Origin of the sequence: Streptomyces sp. Y7, assembly GCF_043195415.1 — a bacterium.
GTDB lineage: Bacteria > Actinomycetota > Actinomycetes > Streptomycetales > Streptomycetaceae > Streptomyces.
On record NZ_JBIDDQ010000002.1, the window covers coordinates 1 to 16,234 of the forward strand.

Genomic DNA, 16,234 nt, shown 5'->3' on the forward strand with positions numbered 1-16,234 from the left:
CATCAGCAACAGACACCACCCCACGTCAGTGACCCCGCCCCGACCTCAACACCCCACCAGCACAAACACCGCTACCTGACACCCCGTCACTGACACCCACCCACGGACACCAAACCGGCACATCGCACGGAGAAGTGCTATGACATCGACGGCGTGCATGTGGTGCCCTTCCCGCAGGGACTGGACTTCGCCGCCCGGGCCCAGCGGGCCGACGTGCTGCTGTCGCACTTCGAGAAGGTGCCCCTGGTGGCCGGTCTTGCCCGGGACCGCCGGATCCCGCTGGCGGTGATCTGCCACGACAACTTCGCCGTCAGCTTCCACAACGCCGCCGGCGCCGGCCTCGTCGTCTACAACAGCGAGTGGATCCGCCGCGACGGCGAGATCTTCTACGCTGGCTACCCGCGCGAATTCCTGCCCCGCGACAGCATCGTCGTCCGCCCCCCCGGGTCCTCGCGGACGAGTACCGCACCCAGCCCGGTGACTGCGCGCGGGTCTTCTCCCACTTGCCACCACCGGCGAAAGACTGCCGGGGGAAGGCGTGGCGGACGGTCGCGGCGGCGGGCAGGTGGCGAGGGACGACGGGGCGCCGGTCGATGCCGCGGGCCCGGTCGCAGCCGTGCGGCCGGCGCGGCCGCCCAGCAGACGCTGCACGGTGGCGGGCGGGACGGCTGCGAGCAGGCCCACGCTGTGGATGCCGTAATCGGTTAGGACCGCGGCCTGGCGGGACCCGATGCCGTGCAGGGCCTCGACCGGCAGCGGCGCCAGCCATGTGCTCGCCTCGTTGGGTTCGACGGCGAGGACTCCGCCGGGCTGTGGGATCTGGGCGGAGGCGGTGGCCGCAACGGTGATCGAGGGGCCGATGCCGACGCGGACGTCGACGCCCAGCCGCGAGAGGGAACGGACGCGCAGGACCTCGCCCAGGCGGCGCGTGTCCGTGCCGTGGTAGCGCAGCGCGCCCTTCAGTTCCACCAGGGCCGCCGTGGGCGGCAGGGCCTGCACTACGGGGGGGGAGAGCTCCGCGAGCAACTCCAGGACCTGCCGGTAGGTTTCCTCCCCCAGCCGGTCCGGGCAACGCACATGCATCACCGTCGACACCCGGCGAGCCGCTCCGTTCGTGGTCATCACCCTCACCTCCCAACACGCTGACCAAGGCATATGAGGACGCCGGGTACTTCGCCCGCACCGTACGCACCATCGAGGTCCTCGTCGACCGCGACGCGGTCACCTCCGGCGCTGCCGCGGCCGGCGAGCCCTGGCAGCACTACGACCTCGGGCACGGCTACTGCACCTACACGTTCTTCGAACAGTGCCAGCGCCGTATGGCTTGCGCTCGCTGCGACTTCTACTCTCCAAAAGACTCCACAAGAGCCCAACTCCTTGAAGCCAAAGGCAACTTGCAGAGGATGGCCGTCTCGATCCCGCTCACCGAGGACGAACAAGCCGCTATCACCGACGGTCAGACCGCGATCGACGAACTCCTCGGCAGACTCGCCGATACCCCGACTCCGGCCGGGCCAACACCCCGGCAGATCACGGCACCCAGCACAGCTCAACTCTTACCGATCGTCGGCGTCCGACAGGGCAAAGCAATGCAAGCTTGACAAGTCTGATTCCGCAGAAGAGTCGTTCATCCGACGGGCCCTGTCGCGTGCGTGTCGTTTACCGGTGCGTGCGGAGTCCGTCGAGGATGAGCGCGAGCATGTGGGGTGCCCGGTCCTCGGGGCTGGACGCGGCGCGCCACAGTGCGCCGGTGAGTTGGAGGAAGTCGCCTGGGTCGGCGTCCGGGCGGATACTTCCGTCCTTCTTGCCGGCGTCGAGTAGTTCTGTGATCGCGGCGATGACCGGCCCGTAGCTCTGCTCGCTGATCGCCTGGTGCGCGCCCGGGCCGAGAGCGTCGCCGAGGCCATGTTTTCTGCGCATGGCCTCGACGAGGTCGGTCGTCCAGTGGCGGAGCGCTTCCAGTGGAGGCATCCGGGCCAGCAGGTCAGGCACGGTGCCGGTGATGCGTGCCACCTCGTCCTGGTAGACGGCCAGGACCAGCGACTCTCGCGTGGGGAAGTTGCGGTACAGGGTGCCCGCCCCGACTCCCGCGCGCTGAGCGATCTGGTTCATCGACGTGCTGCCGTCCGCCGCGAGGGCTTCGCGTGCGGCGGCGAGGATGCGCGCCCTGTTCTCACGGGCGTCCGAGCGGACCACGGGACCTCACCTTGCTAAGTGGAGAGTTCTCCACTACGTTAAATGGAGAGTTCTCCACATACTCTAAGGAGCGTCATGCATTACATCAAGCTCGGCATGACCGGCCTCGACGTATCCCCGATCGCGATCGGTGCGATGACCTACGGCGAGCCCGACCGCGGGCACCCCGTCTGGTCGAAGGGCGAACAGGACGCGCGCCCGCTCATCAAGCACGCGCTGGAAGCGGGAATCAACTTCTTCGACACCGCGAACATGTACTCCAACGGTTCCAGCGAGGAGATCCTCGGCCGGGCGCTCAAGGACTTCGCCGACCGCGACGAAGTGGTGATCGCCACGAAGCTGCGCCACCCCATGCGGCTGGGACCCAACGGACGGGGGCTGTCACGTAAGGCGATCATGACCGAGGTCGACCATTCGCTGCGCCGCCTGGGCACCGACTACATCGACCTCTACCAGATCCACCGCAACGACCACTCCACCCCCTGGGAGGAGACCCTCGAAGCACTCAACGACCTCGTGAAGGCCGGCAAGGTCCGCTACCTCGGCGCGTCGTCCATGCACGCGTGGGAGTTCGCGAAGGCGCTGCGCCTGCAGAAGGAAAACGGCTGGGCGCGGTTCGTGTCGATGCAGGACCACTACAACCTCCTCGCCCGTGAGGAGGAGCGCGAGATGATCCCGCTGTGCCTGGACGAGGGCGTTGGCACGATCGTCTGGTCGCCGCTGGCCCGGGGCCGCCTCACCCGCGCGTGGGACGACGCCCTCTCGACGGTGCGCTCCGAGACGGACGGCGCCTACGCGGACCTGCTCTACTCGCCGGCCGAGGAGGCATCCAACCACGCGATCATCGACGCCGTCGGGCAGGTCGCGGATACTCACGGCGTCAGCCGCGCGCAGGTCGCGCTTGCCTGGCTGCGACGCCAGCCGGTCGTCACCGCGCCGCTGGTCGGCGCCGGCTCGGTCCGGCAGGTCGACGAGGCCGTGGCCTCCCTCGACACCGAGCTCACCGACGACGACGTGCGCGCCCTGGAGGCCCCGTACACCCCCCGCTACGACTGGCAGGGTGTCTCGGACGAAGCCGAGATGGAGGCCATCCGCCAGCGAGTCCCCGGCATGGCTCTCGCATGAACCCCATCGTCCGCTCCGGCGCCGCTGCCCGCGCCGGAGCCCTCCTCATCCTTCTTGGCCCGCTCATGTCCTGGGCCGCCGAGTTCATCACCGCCGCCGCATGGCAGGACCCGCCGTACTCACCCCTGCACAACTGGGTCAGCCACCTCGGCCTGACCGGCCCGCCGCAGACCGCGTTCGGACAAGTCGCCAACTCCCCCCTCGGCGCCGTCATGGACACCGGCTGGGTCCTCTACGGCACCCTCCTGATCGTCGGTGCGTTCCTCGTGTTCGACCCGCGCAAGGGCGCCCGCCCGATCATCATCATCAGCCTCGCCGTCCTCGCCGGCACAGGGGTCTCGCTCGTCGGCCTCTTCCAGGGCTCCAACGCCAACGTCGACAACGGCCTGATCGCGTTCCACACCTTCGGCGCACAGGGCGTCATGCTCGCCGGCAACATCATGGCGATCGCCGTCGGAACCGGCGGCGCACGCATCGGTCTCACCCGGGGCCGGTCGCTCGCGAGCATCACTCTCGGCGCCGCCGGACTGATCGCGTTCCCCCTCTTCATGACCGACGTGTTCAGCGGCTGGATGTGGAACATCGGCCTGTTCGAACGCGCCGTGATCTACCCGATCATGATCGGCCACGCCCTCCTCGGAAGCAGCGTGGCCGCCGCCCAGCACCACCGTGCGGCGCACCCGCTGGCACCCCTTACTGCACGAGCCGAGAGCTGAGGAGAGACAGATGACACGAGTACTGGTCACCGGAGGAACCGGCTTCGTGGGGAGCTGGTGCATCCAAGCCCTGCTGGATGCCGGGCACACCGTCCGCACCACGGTCCGCGACCTGCAACGCGAGCCGGCGCTGCGGTCCTGGCTGCACGCGGCCACACCGTTCGACGACGACCGACTCACGGTCGTACGCGCCGACCTCGAACAGCCCAAGGGCTGGGACGCTGCCGTCGCCGACTGCGACTTCGTCCTACACGTCGCCTCGCCGACCCTGCGCCACACGCCGGCGAACGATGACGACCTGGTGGTCCCGGCACGCGAGGGCGTCCTGCGAGTGCTGCGCGCAGCCCGCGACGCCGGCGTGCGCCGGGTCGTCCTGACCAGCGCCTTCGGCGCCATCGGAATCGGGCACCCTCCGCGCTCGACCCCGTTCACCGAGGAGGACTGGACAGACGTCGACAGCGACATCCCGCCCTACCAGCGGTCCAAGACACTCGCCGAACGCGCCGCCTGGCAGTTCGTCCAGGACGAAGGCGGTGGCCTGGAACTGGCGGCGGTTCATCCCGTGGGGGTCCTTGGACCCCTGCTCGGCCTGGACGACCCGCCATCCCTGCGTCTGGTCCGCCGAATGCTCGAAGGACAGGTTCCTGCGTGCCCTCCCTTCGGGATGGGCTTCGTCGACGTGCGCGACGTCGCGGATCTGCACCTGCGCGCGATGACCGATCCGGCAGCCGCCGGCGAACGCTTCCTGGCAATCGCCGGGCACAGCCTGCGCGTCATCGACATCGCACGCATCCTGCATGACCGCCTCGGTGAGCGCGCCGCGAAGGCCCCGACCCGCGAACTGCCCGTCTGGGCCGCACGCACACTGGGCATCGTGAACCCGGAACTGCGACTGCTCAAACACCAGCTCGGCCGGGACCTCGACGCCACAAGCACCAAGGCGGAGCAGCTCCTCGGATGGCGAGCGCGCCCCATCGAAGACACCATCGAGGACACCGCCGAGAGCCTCCTCGCCCACGGCATCGGGACAAAGACCGCCTCGTAGCCGACGGACGCGGCGACCCTGCGCACCGAGGCATCGAACCGGTGACACGGCGCGACAGGCGTCACTGGCCCCGGACCCGCGCGGACGTGCGGTCCGGGGCCGCCCGTTTGCCCGCTGGGTGAGCCGGGACGAGAGACTCCTGGCCGTCATGGCAGTCGACTCGTTCCGGAGCCGCCCGTCCGTCGTCCAAGTGACGGCGTCGTCGCGGCCAAGAGGAGGTGGCCCTGCCCGTCGGCAGGGCCATGATGATCAGTTCCGTTCGTGCCCTCGGAAAGTCTGCGGGCCGGCACCACGGCAGGTCCAGCGGGTGATACGCCTGGTCATCAGAGTGATGGCAGCCCATGTGATCAGCGACTCACGCTCTGGGCTGCCTGTGGTGCACCCTCGGCCATCCCGCCGGCACCACCCAGGCAGACCGGCTTCCGACTGTAGCGGGGCCCCGCAGCGCATGCCGAAACTGCTGGACAGACCCTGATTCCACAGAATGCGGGTCGGGCATGCCCTCTGGATAGAGCGCATCGACCGCAAGATCGCAGCGGTCCAGCGGCGGCGGGCCGAAGAGGAACGCGGCCGGCAGAGCCGGCCCGAGCAACCGGAGTGGATCGTCGAACTCGGCATCGGCGCCGACCGCACCCCCGTCCAGGTCCACGCCGGCGACTGCTACATGGCGGGCAAGCGGCGCCGTGCGGTCAGCAGTGATGAGGCCCGCCGGCTGCTGACCGCAGGCCTCGAATCGTGCACCCACTGCGAGCCCGACGCTCAGCTGCACATCCTCGACTTAGCCCGGCCGTGACAGCAGCAACCCCTGCCTCCCGGCGCGCATGATCGAACAACCGTGCCGGTCGAGGCGTACTCTTCGACCTCGGTGGCGCCGGAACGTCACCCGGAACAGGACGCACACGATGACCACTCCCCCGCCCCGGATCACCGAGCCGGACCCGTCCGCGCTCATCTGCACGGGCGACCAGGTCGGCCCGTGCTGCGCATGCCACCGCAAGACTCACCGGTACGGCCGCGGCGGCGCCCCGCTGTGCCAGTGGTGCATGGCAGCGGCGCAGGCGAAGTGGGGCCCGAACGTGCGCTACACCAGCACCCGCGGAACGTGACGGCATCCACGCGGCGCTGCGATCGAGCCGCACGCCCGGAAACTGGGCCCAGTTCATGGCGTGCAGGTAGGCATTCCGGGCGGGCGTCGGCTATGCGACCTCCCCAGCCGCAGGTTCGACGCGGTCGCGCTGAACCGGCACAGACGCCCTCCGAGCAGGATCCCGGCCCGACAATAGGCGAAGAGAAAGACGATGCCGCCCTGCGTGAAACGGCGGAGCTGCTGCAGGAGCGCGAACAGCTCCCGCACGCGATGGAGACCCGTGGGGCCATCGACATGGCCCTCGGTGTGCTGATGGCACGCTTCACCTGCCATCAGGACGACGCATGGAAGGTCCTCGTCGACGTCTCCCAGCACTCCAACAGCCTGCTGGTCGCCGGCGGGAGGCTACCACTGACCCGATAGGGGCAGGCCACGGTCCGCAACCGCCGGCCACCAAGGTCGCTACCGAGGCGGGCTCGTGCGGCCGACGTGCACGTGACGACGGGTCCATCGGTAGAACTCGTAAAGGTAGAGACCCTGCTGGCCGCCGACCGCCAAAGGTGTGCTGTCCGGATTCCAGGCGCAACACAGCGATTCGCCCTCGTTCCGGACCCTGGCCGCTGTCCTGCCCATGTTCGTGTCCCACACCCGCTGTGCCGTCTGCCGACGAGGCAGCTACGTGCACGCCGTCCGGAGTGACATTAACCGCGCTCACCAGTGCTGTATGCCCGGAGAGTTCGGCTGTGCACGTGGTCGTCTCCCCGTAGCCGAAGTCTGCCGTTGAGGCCGCCTGTGGCGAGGCGGCCGGTGCCGTCCTGAGCGTAGCCAAGAGTACGAACACCGGATGCAGTCCACCCGATGCTCGGCAATACCCGTCTGCACAACCATGCGCGCCGCACGCGACGGCACTCGTCGGAGCACCTGCCCGTTCAGGACCCGGTAGGCAGGAGCTGGACTAGGCCGACCCAGTTTCCCTCGTCCCTCTTGGTGTGGGCGGCTCGAACCCTCCAGCGGCCAGCGGGCAGTGGCACCCGTGCCTGGGCGGGCATCCCACCGTCGGGATACTCGGTGTCCAGGTCGGATCCTGCTTCGGCGGAGTCCATCAGCATGGCCGGACCGTCCGACACCCATGTGCCGCACTCCTCCCAGTCGGTGGCCGGGTCCGCGAGGACAGCCTCTGCTGCGGCCTTCAGCCCTGCCTCGCAGTCGGCAGCAAGCCACCGCAGGAAGGCCCGATGCACGGGCAGATAGCAGCTGGTGGCCGGCTCGTCCGCAAGCACCAGTGCCTGAGCACCGTCCTCGCCAACGGTGATCACACCTGCAAGATCGTCCACCGCGCAGGCCCGGTCGTAGTCGTCTGGAGCGGTGGCGTCTCCCACCATGAGCCCGCTCGCGGTGCACCCGCGCCATGCGGCCAGCGCGGAGACGGGGATGACGATCAAAGGTCCGCCCATCGACTCCACCCAGACAAGGGAGGTGTGGGTCGCATCAGCTGGGGTGGGCGAAGAGGCGCTCATGCCGTCAGTGTGCCCTCGCCCACTGACAACGCCCGCGCCGCCCGTTCACACAGGCGTGTGTGGAGGCCGTTTCGAGATCGCCACCAGCGAGTTCCGCCACACCCGCGGGCCAACGGCCTGAACCGTCTACGGCCACGCCGTCGACCAGCGACCCGAACCGTTCGGGATCGTCGAAGGCTCGGCTGATGCACGGCCAGCTCTCCCGGCAGCTCGCACGATGGTGCGGCCCGCGGTAATCCAACTACCTCGGGTCCCGTTCTGGCGCTGAGCGGACCAGCTCGACCAGAAACACGCGCCGAGCTCTCCACGTGCTGCTCCAGGAACGCACACAGGACCCACCCGAACAGGCCCGGCGGAAAGCAGAAAAGGCTCCCAGTGCAATCCAACCCCCTGCTTGAGTAGATCAGTTGAGGAAAACAGTCCTGGGCTCCAAGGAAAACGAGGAGGGCCAGCCCATGGCCATGGGGGATCCGCAGAGCCGCACTCCGGCCTATCCCGGCGTCGACCGGTTCATCGAGGCATTCGACAGACTGGTGGTCCAGTCACGCCGCACCCGCAGCCGAGTGCCGGTCGTACTGCTTCACGAACCCGACGGCGGGGATGCGGGACAGCGGATCGTAGCCGGGCTGCGATCGCGGATGCGCGGGCGCAATGAGGTGCTCGCCCCTCACGCCTACATCCCGCAAATTCCTGACGGCGCCGATCCACCACCGCTCGAGCTGTTCGAACTGCTCACCAACCAGCTCAAGGAAACCATGCCGCCCGGCACCGGTGAACTGCGCCTGCACAGCTACCGATTGCTGCGCTCCGTCGTCACCGCTCCCGCCTTCGACGGCCTCAGGGAGCACCGCCACACCGAGCTGCGCAACCACTGCTACGCACAGCACCGCGCGTGGTCCCGCACGGCACAGACACTGTGGTGGCTCGGCGGGCGCGACCAGGCCAGCGGCGGGACGCTGTTGGAGCTGCTGTGGAACTTTGTCGCCGGCCCGCTGTTCCAGCGGCTGCCGCGCGCCTTCTACGGTCGGCGGATCAACCGGCACATGCTGGGCCGGGCCCGCAGCCGTCGCTGGTATGCCCGGTGGGTACGCCAGCAGCAGGGCAGCCCGCCCACCGACTTCTTCCGCTCCGCGCTCGACCTCGTCCACACCGAACTGCGGGACAACCCCGAGCAGCTGGACCGGGTGCTCATGCAGGCGGTGCTCTCCGACCTCGAACAGGCATGCCGGACCCGGTTCCTGCATCCGTGGCGACGGCGCCGCACATCCCGGTTCGTGCTCCTCTTCGACGAGGCCGGGCCCCAGGACTCGCGAGTACAGCGCTTCCTGCGGGAACTACGCTCCGCCGTAGCCGACTTGCGGTGCACATCGGTATTCGCGGTGGCCGGCGGCGTACGATCACTGGCCGCCCGGATCCCTGACCTCCACGCCTCAAGCCTCGCCCAGGCGGGAGCCGAGCTGATCAACATCGAGCGCCGGGGCATGACGCCGGATCAACCGACCGGCATCGTCGTCCCCGTCGCACAGGGACCCGACGACGACCAGGCCGCCGTGTACTGGCTCGGCCGCTGGCCAACGCTGGTGACGCCGTCACCACGCTGGGGGCCGGTCACGGAGGTGGCCGGGGCCTTGGGTGCGGGCACGCTCGCGATCGCGGTCGTGGCCAGCTTCCTCCTCGTCCCTGGCCTGTTCAACCGCGAAGAGGACGACCCCTGCCAGGGCTCCACCTTCCTCGGCACCGACGGCCAGTGCGTCGGCGTCAGCGAGGGGGCCGCAGGCTTCGGAAAAGGGCCGAGCGAGCAGGCCGTACGCACCGTGCTGGAGCAGATCGAGCAGCAGAACGAGGAGGTGGACCAGGAACTCGCCGACCGCGCCGCGGACGATCCGCGGCCCGGACGCCGCACGGTGGTCTACTTCGGCCCGCTGACAGGAGGCAAGGACGCGGAAGATCCGGTGCGTGGCGGCACGTACGCCGAACTCCGCGGAATCGCCGTGGCCCAGCAGCGCATCAACGCCCAGGCCCTGAGCTCGGGCGAGCGGGTCCCGCTGCGGGTCCTGGCAGCCAACGCCGGGGACCGCTTCAAGGATGCCCCCGCCGTCGCCGAACGCATCGCGGAGCTCGCCGCGAGCGACCCGTCCATTGCCGGGGTCGTCGGACTCGGGCAGAGCCGCCGCAACACCTACGAAGCGATGCGCATCCTCGACAAGGCAGGTGTGCCGATGGTCGGGACCTCGGGCACCGCGGATGACCTGCTCCGCCAGGGCGAGCACTACTACCAAACTGCACCCACCGACCAGCAGGCCGCTGAAGTCATGGCTGCGTTCGCGTCTGACGCGGCCATGGCCACGGGCGGTCGCAAGGCGCGCCGTGTGAGCCTCGTCGCCGATGCCACCGACGCGTACAGCAACAGCCTCGCCGCGTCCTTCCGCACTGCCTATGGGCCCTCGCGCACCGATGTCCTCCTCTACACGCCCACCGACGCCCCGGAGCCGGACCCGCTGCCCACGGCGCTCGGCGGCCGGCCGGTACCGACCCTGGAAGACCTGGCCCGCGAGGTGTGCCGAACGGTGAACGAAGAACCGAGGACGGCAGTGGTCTGGTCTGCGCGGGCCAGCCAGTTCCAGCTCTTCCTCGCCGAGGTCTCCCGGATCTCCAGCGGCTGCCCGGAAATAAGCGTGCTGGCCGGCGACGACGTCATCAACGCGCTCACTGATCAGCAGCGCCCCTGGGACCACTTCAAGGGCCTCACCCTCTTCTATGCCTCGCACGGCTACGCCCCCGCCCTGGCCGACAAGAGCCCGGAGGCCTCCGCCTTCCTCGCCGCGTACGACCGGGCCTACGGCAGCGACCACAGCATCCGGGGCCGGGCCCTGCGCGGGGACGCCCATGTCGCGCTCGCCTGGGACGCGCTGCGTTACCTCGCCGAAAGCATCGACCAGGCCTGGCGCACCACTGGCCGGCACGACGAGCGCCTGGACCGAGGGCTGGTGCAGGCCGTGCTGTACCAGGGACTTGGCGGCGGAGGCTTCAACGGTGCCACCGGCTGGATCGACGCGCACGGTGCGGCCAGCGGTGGCCGTCTGACGGAAGACAAGCTCCTCGCCGTGGTGCGAGGCCACTCCGACGGCTCGACGGCCACGGAAATGCTGTGTGGCACAGTGACACGCGATAGCAAGCGGGCGAAATGGGGGCCGACAGGGAAAGAACATCCCTGCCCGTAGCAGCGCCGACAGCAGATAAGCGCGAATGGTGCGGTTGCTGTACGCCTTATCCGCGCTGAGGCTTTCCGGACGCCGACGCGGGCGGCCCAGCCCGGCCCGGGGCACACGAATCTTGTCCATGACCGGCTCGAATTGCGTGCAGTCCGCCCGCAGCCCGGGCGCGACAGTGAGAGACAGAGGGCGGCAGCGACCATCGGCGCTCAGGTGGACTTTGGTGGTGAACCCACCACGGGAGCGGCCCAGGCCCTCGCCTGCCGCACCCCGCCGCCGAGTGCCCGAGCAACCTCAACCAGGGTTTCTCGCTCAGGTGTTCTGCAGCTACGACCCCCTTGAACAACTCGGCGCCGGTGGTGGGGTTCTACGGGCCCCGGCGGCGTGCTGGTGGGCCCGCATCACGGTGGAGTCCACGCAGATGTCCCAGTCGATCGCGCCGTCCGCGTCGGCAGCGCCCTGGGCCTGCTGGAACAGCCGTTCCCAGGTGCCGTCGGCCGACCAGAGCCGATGGCGTTCATACACGGTCTTCCACGGGCCGAACCGTTCCGGCAGGTCCCGCCACGGCACCCCGGTCCGCACCCGGTGCAGTATCCCGTTGACCACCTGACGGTGGTTCCGCCACCGCCTGCACCGGTTGTTGCTCACCGGCAGTACCGCCTCCAACTGCGCCCACTGCCCGTCCGAAAGATCTCCCCGCCCCGTCATGTTCCGGACAACGCCCCAGGTCGGCGGCCGGACACGGCCTGGCGTCAGGACGCGGCAGCAGCCCGCAGCTCTTCGGCCGACAACAGTGACAACAGGCTGATTCCCTCTGCCTTGAGGGCCTCGGCACCGCCCTGCCCCCGGTCGATCACGCACAGCGCCTCATCCACCTGCGCGCCCAGGTTCCGCAGGTCCGCGGTCGACAGCACGATCTGCCCACCGCTGGTGACGACGTCCTCGATGACCAGCACTTTCCGGCCCGCAACCTCTGCGCCTTCGGCTAGACGGCACGTGCCATACGGCTTGGCCTGCTTGCGCACGAACGCGCAAGGAAGTCCAGTGTGTCGGGCGAGCGCGGTCACTACCGGGATGCCGCCCATCTCCAGGCCGGCCAGCACCTGCGTGCCTGACGACACCAGAGGGGCCATCCGCCGAGCGATCTCATCCAGCAGGACGGGATCCGCCTCGAACCGGTACTTGTCGAAGTAGTCCGTCGCAGTACGTCCCGACCGGAGCGTGAACTGGCCGGTCAGATGAGAGGTGGCATGGATACGGCGAGCAAGATCAGAATTCGTCACAGGCAATTACTCTCCCAGCCACCCCACCCGGCCAGCACACCGGCTCCCCCCCCCCGACTCCACTACAAGATCGCCCGGACACTGCCTGGCCCGTACGGTGCCGACACCGTGCCGGTCGCGTGCGCCGTCTGCCGTCCGCGGGCCATCCAGCGGGCCGCCCCGGGCGCTCCTTCTGGTGTGGATTGCCGCCGCGTTCACGGGTTGCTGATGGGCCAGGCGTCGACCACCGCAGGTGAAGGCTTGCCAACCAGCCGCAGTTGAACGATCGTGTGCCGGTGAATGATCCGAGTCCTTCGCAACGGCGCATTGTGGCCGGAGCCCGCAATGCGGAGCGGATCCTGGCCGTCGGCGGTCTGCTGGCCGTCGCCGTCGTCCTCACCCGTCTCCTGGCAGGTGGCCAGTCCCTCCAGGTGGCCGCTGTCTCCGTACCGGTCGACCGGATGTGGCTCGTCTTCACCGCGCTCACCGCCGCCCACATGTTCACAGCCAAATTCCTCGCCGCCCAAATCGAGGAATACCTGACCACCATGCCGTCGCCCGAGCGCGCGGGTTGGGTGTTCGACGAGATCACAACCGGCGCGAACGCCTTCGTGCACGGGCTGACCTCACGCGCGGTCCCTCGGCGCCAGCCCCGGCTCGGCTACCGGATGTCACACCGCGATCCGTCCGCCTGGGTGGCCCGCGGCGCGGGCGTCCTTCTCCTCCTGGCCGTCCCGCCGTGGTGGTGGGGCACGTCGAGTCTGCACTGGGGCGGCAACGGCTGGCTGGTGGCCCTGGCCGTCGTGTTAACGGTGGTCAACTGGCGGTCGGGAAGCAAGTGGCTCATCCGCCTGTCCCGACTGGACGCCATCCGGCAAAACGCGCGGGAGGGGACACGCACCTCCCTCACCGTCCGGGAGCTCTCCGCCCTCCTCCCTCCCGTCCACCTGCCCTCGTCGCGCTACGGGACGGAGAAGACCATCAGCGTCTACCGGCGGTTGATCGACCGCCCCCTGCCGGTCAACGACACGCCGGGCCCTCCGGCGGGAACCCACTGCCGCTTCGAGGGCCCGGCGGACAGCACAGTGGACTCGCTCACGGACTCCCAGCGGGCCGCCATCGCCTTCACGTACCTCTCCGTGCAGGAGTCCTTCCCCGAGGCGGACCTGCCCGCCGCCCCGTGGTTCGTGACCGACGACCAGCTGTCGCAGTACAAGAGCAGCGGCCCGCACGAGCCGATCCGGATAGGAGTCACCGACGAGCGGCGCCCTCCCTGGTGGGAGATCTCGAACTGACCGGTCCGTGCCGGGGCCCGCTTCGAGCTCTGCCGAATGCCACGAGAGCAGGACCGCCCGGCCCGAACGCGACCGGTGTATCCACCGCAGCCTGCGGCCGGCCCTCTCAGCCCGGCAGCAGACCGGCACGCCGGGCCGATGAGTCTGCCGGCTGCCTGAAGTCTTCCCTTCTGACAAGCGGGCCCCGTCGGCGGGCCAAGCAGAGGCCGAGTCCCGGCGTCTTGGAGGAGAGAGGGTGGCCAAGGTGATCAATCCGATTCGGCTGTACATGTCGATGTCACTCGACGGCTATATCGCCGGCCCGGACGACCAGCCGGGGCAGGAGCTCGGGCGTGGCGGCGGACGGCTCTTCAACTGGCTCGACGACCGTGAGTCCGACGGTCCGAGCGGCCAGGTCTACCGCGAAGCGCTGGCAACCGGCGCGGTGATCTCCGGCCGCCGGACCTTCGAACTCGCCGGAGGCTGGCAAGGCGACCACCACGACGGCGTGCCCATCTTCGTACTCACCCACCAGGTAGACGAGGGGGACGTGCCACCCGGCCACGCGCGTTTCGTCACCGGTGTCGAGGACTGCGCCCGCCGTGCCCGCGCAGCCGCAAACGACCGGCCGGTCATGGTCCACGGGGCGGGGGCCGCCCGCGCCCTTCTGCGGGCCGGGCAGATGGACGAGATGGAGATCCACCTGATCCCGGTCCTTCTCGGGGGCGGCCGACGGCTGTTCGACCACCTGGATAGCCACCACATCGAACTCGATCTCGTCCGACGGCTCGAGGACCGAGACGTGACGCACCTGCGCTACCGGGTGCTCCGACCCGAGGAGGCCGCCGCGTGAAAACGCTCTTCGTCTCCTACCGCGTCACCGACCTGGACCGCTCGCTCGGTTTCTACACCACCTTGGGCTACGCCGAACTGGGCAGGGTCGAGAGCGGCGACGGGGCTCGCCTCGTGATCCTCCACTTCCCCAACGAACCTACGGCCTCGCTCGAACTGGTCCACCGCCCCGGCGACGGACCGGTCGACGTAGGCAGCGGCTTCGACCACCTCGCGATCCAGGTGGATACGCTCACCACCAGCCTGGAGACGCTGACCGAAGCCGGACTGGAACCCGGGCCCCTCCAGTACCCAGGCGGCCCCCACGGCCCGAAGACCTCGTGGCTCACCGACCCAGACGGATACCGGATCGAGTTGGTGGAGTGGCCGCTCGGACAGCCCGACGGCATCACCGCAGCAGACTTCCCCTGAGCCGACCACGCCCTGCCGAGCGACGAAGCACCCTCGCGGTGGTCCTGGTGACATCCGAAGACGGCAAAGCGCCCACCCACACCATCTGACACTCTCGACGAAGGCGCCGAGCGTGTCGCCCTCAGGCCCAGACCTTCGTCGATGTCGCAAGTTCCCAGCTCAACAGCCGCGTCACCTTTCAGGAATCGCGTCAATAAGTCCTTCGAATTAGCGTCGAAGTGTCTGCCCTCGATGAGGTCAATTCCGACATGGGGCCAGATCGGGGCGGGGTCAGCAGGACACTTTCGCGCGAATAGTCTTGGACGCTTATACGCGAGTCACCAGCGGTGGTGCGGCCGCTCGTCACGACGACTGCGCGCGGCGTGCCAGTCTGCGGCCCAAGGTCTGGCTCGGCGCTTCAATGTATCGGTAGGTCAGCAGGCACAGGGGCAGTAGCAGGGTGAAGAACGCCATTTCGAGCGCGAGACTGTCCTGCCGACGTCTGCCGGCTGTGCTGTCGATGACCGTCAGCAGCACTGGATGCACCAAATAGACCGAGTAGCTGATCGTGCCCAGTCCGGTAAGGACCCGTGGCACGCGCCGACTGCGCAACGCCAGTCCGGCGGCGAAAGTGAGCACAGCCAGCAGGAAGGCTGTAGTCCATCCGCGCCTCGCGAACTGCTCACCGTCGCCCCACCAGTACGCGCTTGCCACAGCGCAGGTGGCCACGATAGCGGCGGTTACGGCCGCGAAGCGCCAGGTGCACTGACCGTTCTCGGCGCGGTAGATGGTGGTGCCGAGGAACATCACGGCCAGGATCACCAGGCCCTCCCACGAGGGGACAGTGCCGTTGAACGGGACCAGTACGAGCGCCAGCGCCCCGCCCAGCACGCCCCCGATCCCCCGGAGGACGACGGAAGCGGCGCTGGCACAGCAGAGGGCAACTCCCATGGCGACTGAGGCGTACGCGATCACCGGGCCGGTCCCGAAGACGCCGGACAGGGCAGAGGGCGGCAGTGCCACGCCTGCCGTCACGCTGCTGGCGGCGAGGACGGCCAGGATGATCGCGAGCGCTGCGGAGTGCCGGTGAAGGCGGACCGTGAAGAGAGCGACGACCAGCAGATAGAAGGACATCTCGTAGGAGAGCGTCCAAAGGACGAGCAGGAGGTTGGGTGTGCCCAGCAGTTCCTGGAGCATGGTGACGTGGGCGACTGCCACGGTGGTGACCGTCTGGGGGCCGAAGTCGCGTATCTCCGCGATGCCCAAGGCGTTGAGTGTCAGGAGCGCGGTGACGGCAGCCGCCCACAGCGGGTACACACGAAAGATCCGTCCGATCCAGAATGTGCGGACGCAGCCCCGGCGCTCCAGCGAGCTGGGGATGATGTAGCCGCTCACCAGGAAGAACACCATGATGCCGTAGCGACTGGTGCTGAAGTACGGCGTCAACTCTCGCCGGAAGTCCGGCATGAAGGTGTACGACGAGTGGTCGAACACCACCACCAGTGCGGCAATACCACGCAACGCGTCGAGCCAGCCCAACCTCGAAGGGCCGCCCACT

Annotated in this window: 16 protein-coding genes and 1 pseudogene; 11 read left to right on the forward strand and 6 right to left on the reverse strand. The window is 68.8% G+C overall.

What is annotated here, in order from left to right:
* Positions 1-511: 511 nt before the first annotated feature.
* Positions 512-1,122 (reverse strand): annotated as a pseudogene (locus tag ACGFW6_RS05840) (hypothetical protein); the annotation flags it as partial.
* A gap of 281 nt (positions 1,123-1,403) precedes the next feature.
* On the opposite strand from ACGFW6_RS05840, the gene ACGFW6_RS05845 reads away from it, so the two are divergent.
* Positions 1,404-1,601 carry a hypothetical protein gene (locus ACGFW6_RS05845; RefSeq protein WP_393505132.1) on the forward strand — a complete coding sequence of 66 codons (198 nt, stop codon included), beginning with the start codon at positions 1,404-1,406 and terminating at the stop codon, positions 1,599-1,601.
* 58 nt (positions 1,602-1,659) lie between these two features.
* Here the strand turns inward: ACGFW6_RS05845 and ACGFW6_RS05850 are convergent, their stop codons facing one another.
* A complete protein-coding gene (locus ACGFW6_RS05850; RefSeq protein WP_353697734.1) occupies positions 1,660-2,196 on the reverse strand; it encodes a TetR/AcrR family transcriptional regulator in 537 nt (178 codons plus the stop codon).
* A 75-nt stretch (positions 2,197-2,271) separates the two neighbouring features.
* Between ACGFW6_RS05850 and ACGFW6_RS05855 the strand changes: the two genes are divergently transcribed.
* From ACGFW6_RS05855 to ACGFW6_RS05880, 6 genes are all read left to right on the forward strand, one after another.
* Positions 2,272-3,321: an aldo/keto reductase gene (locus tag ACGFW6_RS05855; RefSeq protein ID WP_393505135.1), complete on the forward strand. Its 1,050-nt coding sequence runs from the start codon at positions 2,272-2,274 to the stop codon at positions 3,319-3,321.
* Complete coding sequence (locus ACGFW6_RS05860; protein ID WP_393505137.1) at positions 3,318-4,037, forward strand: DUF998 domain-containing protein; 720 nt, start codon at positions 3,318-3,320, stop codon at positions 4,035-4,037. The genes ACGFW6_RS05855 and ACGFW6_RS05860 overlap by 4 nt, the downstream gene beginning before the upstream one ends.
* Positions 4,038-4,047: 10 nt before the next feature.
* A complete protein-coding gene (locus ACGFW6_RS05865) occupies positions 4,048-5,082 on the forward strand; it encodes an SDR family oxidoreductase (protein WP_393505139.1) in 1,035 nt (344 codons plus the stop codon).
* 484 nt (positions 5,083-5,566) lie between these two features.
* Positions 5,567-5,875 carry a DUF6233 domain-containing protein gene (locus ACGFW6_RS05870; protein ID WP_393505141.1) on the forward strand — a complete coding sequence of 103 codons (309 nt, stop codon included), beginning with the start codon at positions 5,567-5,569 and terminating at the stop codon, positions 5,873-5,875.
* A 109-nt stretch (positions 5,876-5,984) separates the two neighbouring features.
* The gene (locus ACGFW6_RS05875; protein ID WP_393505143.1) at positions 5,985-6,188 is read left to right on the forward strand and encodes a hypothetical protein; all 204 of its coding nucleotides are present in this window, start codon (positions 5,985-5,987) and stop codon (positions 6,186-6,188) included.
* Positions 6,189-6,280: 92 nt separating this feature from the next.
* A complete protein-coding gene (locus ACGFW6_RS05880; RefSeq protein WP_393505145.1) occupies positions 6,281-6,592 on the forward strand; it encodes an ANTAR domain-containing protein in 312 nt (103 codons plus the stop codon).
* A 506-nt stretch (positions 6,593-7,098) separates the two neighbouring features.
* Here the strand turns inward: ACGFW6_RS05880 and ACGFW6_RS05885 are convergent.
* On the reverse strand, positions 7,099-7,686 hold the full coding sequence (locus ACGFW6_RS05885) for an Imm21 family immunity protein (RefSeq protein ID WP_393505147.1): 588 nt from the start codon (positions 7,684-7,686) through the stop codon (positions 7,099-7,101).
* Between the two features lie 455 nt (positions 7,687-8,141).
* Between ACGFW6_RS05885 and ACGFW6_RS05890 the strand changes: the two genes are divergently transcribed.
* Positions 8,142-10,907: an ABC transporter substrate-binding protein gene (locus ACGFW6_RS05890; protein ID WP_393505149.1), complete on the forward strand. Its 2,766-nt coding sequence runs from the start codon at positions 8,142-8,144 to the stop codon at positions 10,905-10,907.
* 318 nt (positions 10,908-11,225) lie between these two features.
* Here ACGFW6_RS05890 and ACGFW6_RS05895 read toward each other — a convergent pair whose 3' ends face one another.
* Complete coding sequence (locus ACGFW6_RS05895) at positions 11,226-11,606, reverse strand: IS5 family transposase (protein WP_393505151.1); 381 nt, start codon at positions 11,604-11,606, stop codon at positions 11,226-11,228.
* Positions 11,607-11,650: 44 nt separating this feature from the next.
* Entirely contained in the window at positions 11,651-12,181 is a 531-nt protein-coding gene (gene pyrE / locus ACGFW6_RS05900; protein WP_393505153.1) for an orotate phosphoribosyltransferase, read from the reverse strand.
* A gap of 308 nt (positions 12,182-12,489) precedes the next feature.
* Between pyrE and ACGFW6_RS05905 the strand changes: the two genes are divergently transcribed.
* The 3 genes from ACGFW6_RS05905 to ACGFW6_RS05915 all read left to right on the forward strand — a co-directional run bounded on the left by ACGFW6_RS05905 (position 12,490) and on the right by ACGFW6_RS05915 (position 14,697).
* Positions 12,490-13,455, forward strand: coding sequence for a hypothetical protein (locus ACGFW6_RS05905; RefSeq protein WP_393505155.1), 966 nt, complete (start codon positions 12,490-12,492; stop codon positions 13,453-13,455).
* A 244-nt stretch (positions 13,456-13,699) separates the two neighbouring features.
* Positions 13,700-14,287 (forward strand): dihydrofolate reductase family protein, encoded by a 588-nt coding sequence (locus ACGFW6_RS05910; RefSeq protein WP_393506913.1) that lies wholly within the window; start codon positions 13,700-13,702, stop codon positions 14,285-14,287.
* Positions 14,284-14,697 carry a VOC family protein gene (locus tag ACGFW6_RS05915; RefSeq protein ID WP_393505157.1) on the forward strand — a complete coding sequence of 138 codons (414 nt, stop codon included), beginning with the start codon at positions 14,284-14,286 and terminating at the stop codon, positions 14,695-14,697. Before ACGFW6_RS05910 ends, ACGFW6_RS05915 begins: the two co-directional genes overlap by 4 nt.
* Before the next feature lie 342 nt (positions 14,698-15,039).
* On the opposite strand, the gene ACGFW6_RS05920 is transcribed toward ACGFW6_RS05915, so the two are convergent.
* Complete coding sequence (locus tag ACGFW6_RS05920; protein WP_393505159.1) at positions 15,040-16,215, reverse strand: acyltransferase family protein; 1,176 nt, start codon at positions 16,213-16,215, stop codon at positions 15,040-15,042.
* Between the last annotated feature and the right edge of the window lie 19 nt (positions 16,216-16,234).

Bases quoted from the DNA above. Each gene is read 5' to 3' on its own strand.
- ACGFW6_RS05890 (WP_393505149.1), top strand. From the start codon at position 8,142: ATGGCCATGGGGGATCCGCAGAGCCGCACTCCGGCCTATCCCGGCGTC.
- ACGFW6_RS05895 (WP_393505151.1), bottom strand. From the start codon at position 11,606: ATGACGGGGCGGGGAGATCTTTCGGACGGGCAGTGGGCGCAGTTGGAG.
- ACGFW6_RS05880 (WP_393505145.1), top strand. From the start codon at position 6,281: ATGCGACCTCCCCAGCCGCAGGTTCGACGCGGTCGCGCTGAACCGGCA.
- ACGFW6_RS05885 (WP_393505147.1), bottom strand. From the start codon at position 7,686: ATGAGCGCCTCTTCGCCCACCCCAGCTGATGCGACCCACACCTCCCTT.
- ACGFW6_RS05870 (WP_393505141.1), top strand. From the start codon at position 5,567: ATGCGGGTCGGGCATGCCCTCTGGATAGAGCGCATCGACCGCAAGATC.
- ACGFW6_RS05875 (WP_393505143.1), top strand. From the start codon at position 5,985: ATGACCACTCCCCCGCCCCGGATCACCGAGCCGGACCCGTCCGCGCTC.
- ACGFW6_RS05860 (WP_393505137.1), top strand. From the start codon at position 3,318: ATGAACCCCATCGTCCGCTCCGGCGCCGCTGCCCGCGCCGGAGCCCTC.
- ACGFW6_RS05855 (WP_393505135.1), top strand. From the start codon at position 2,272: ATGCATTACATCAAGCTCGGCATGACCGGCCTCGACGTATCCCCGATC.
- ACGFW6_RS05845 (WP_393505132.1), top strand. From the start codon at position 1,404: ATGGCCGTCTCGATCCCGCTCACCGAGGACGAACAAGCCGCTATCACC.
- ACGFW6_RS05865 (WP_393505139.1), top strand. From the start codon at position 4,048: ATGACACGAGTACTGGTCACCGGAGGAACCGGCTTCGTGGGGAGCTGG.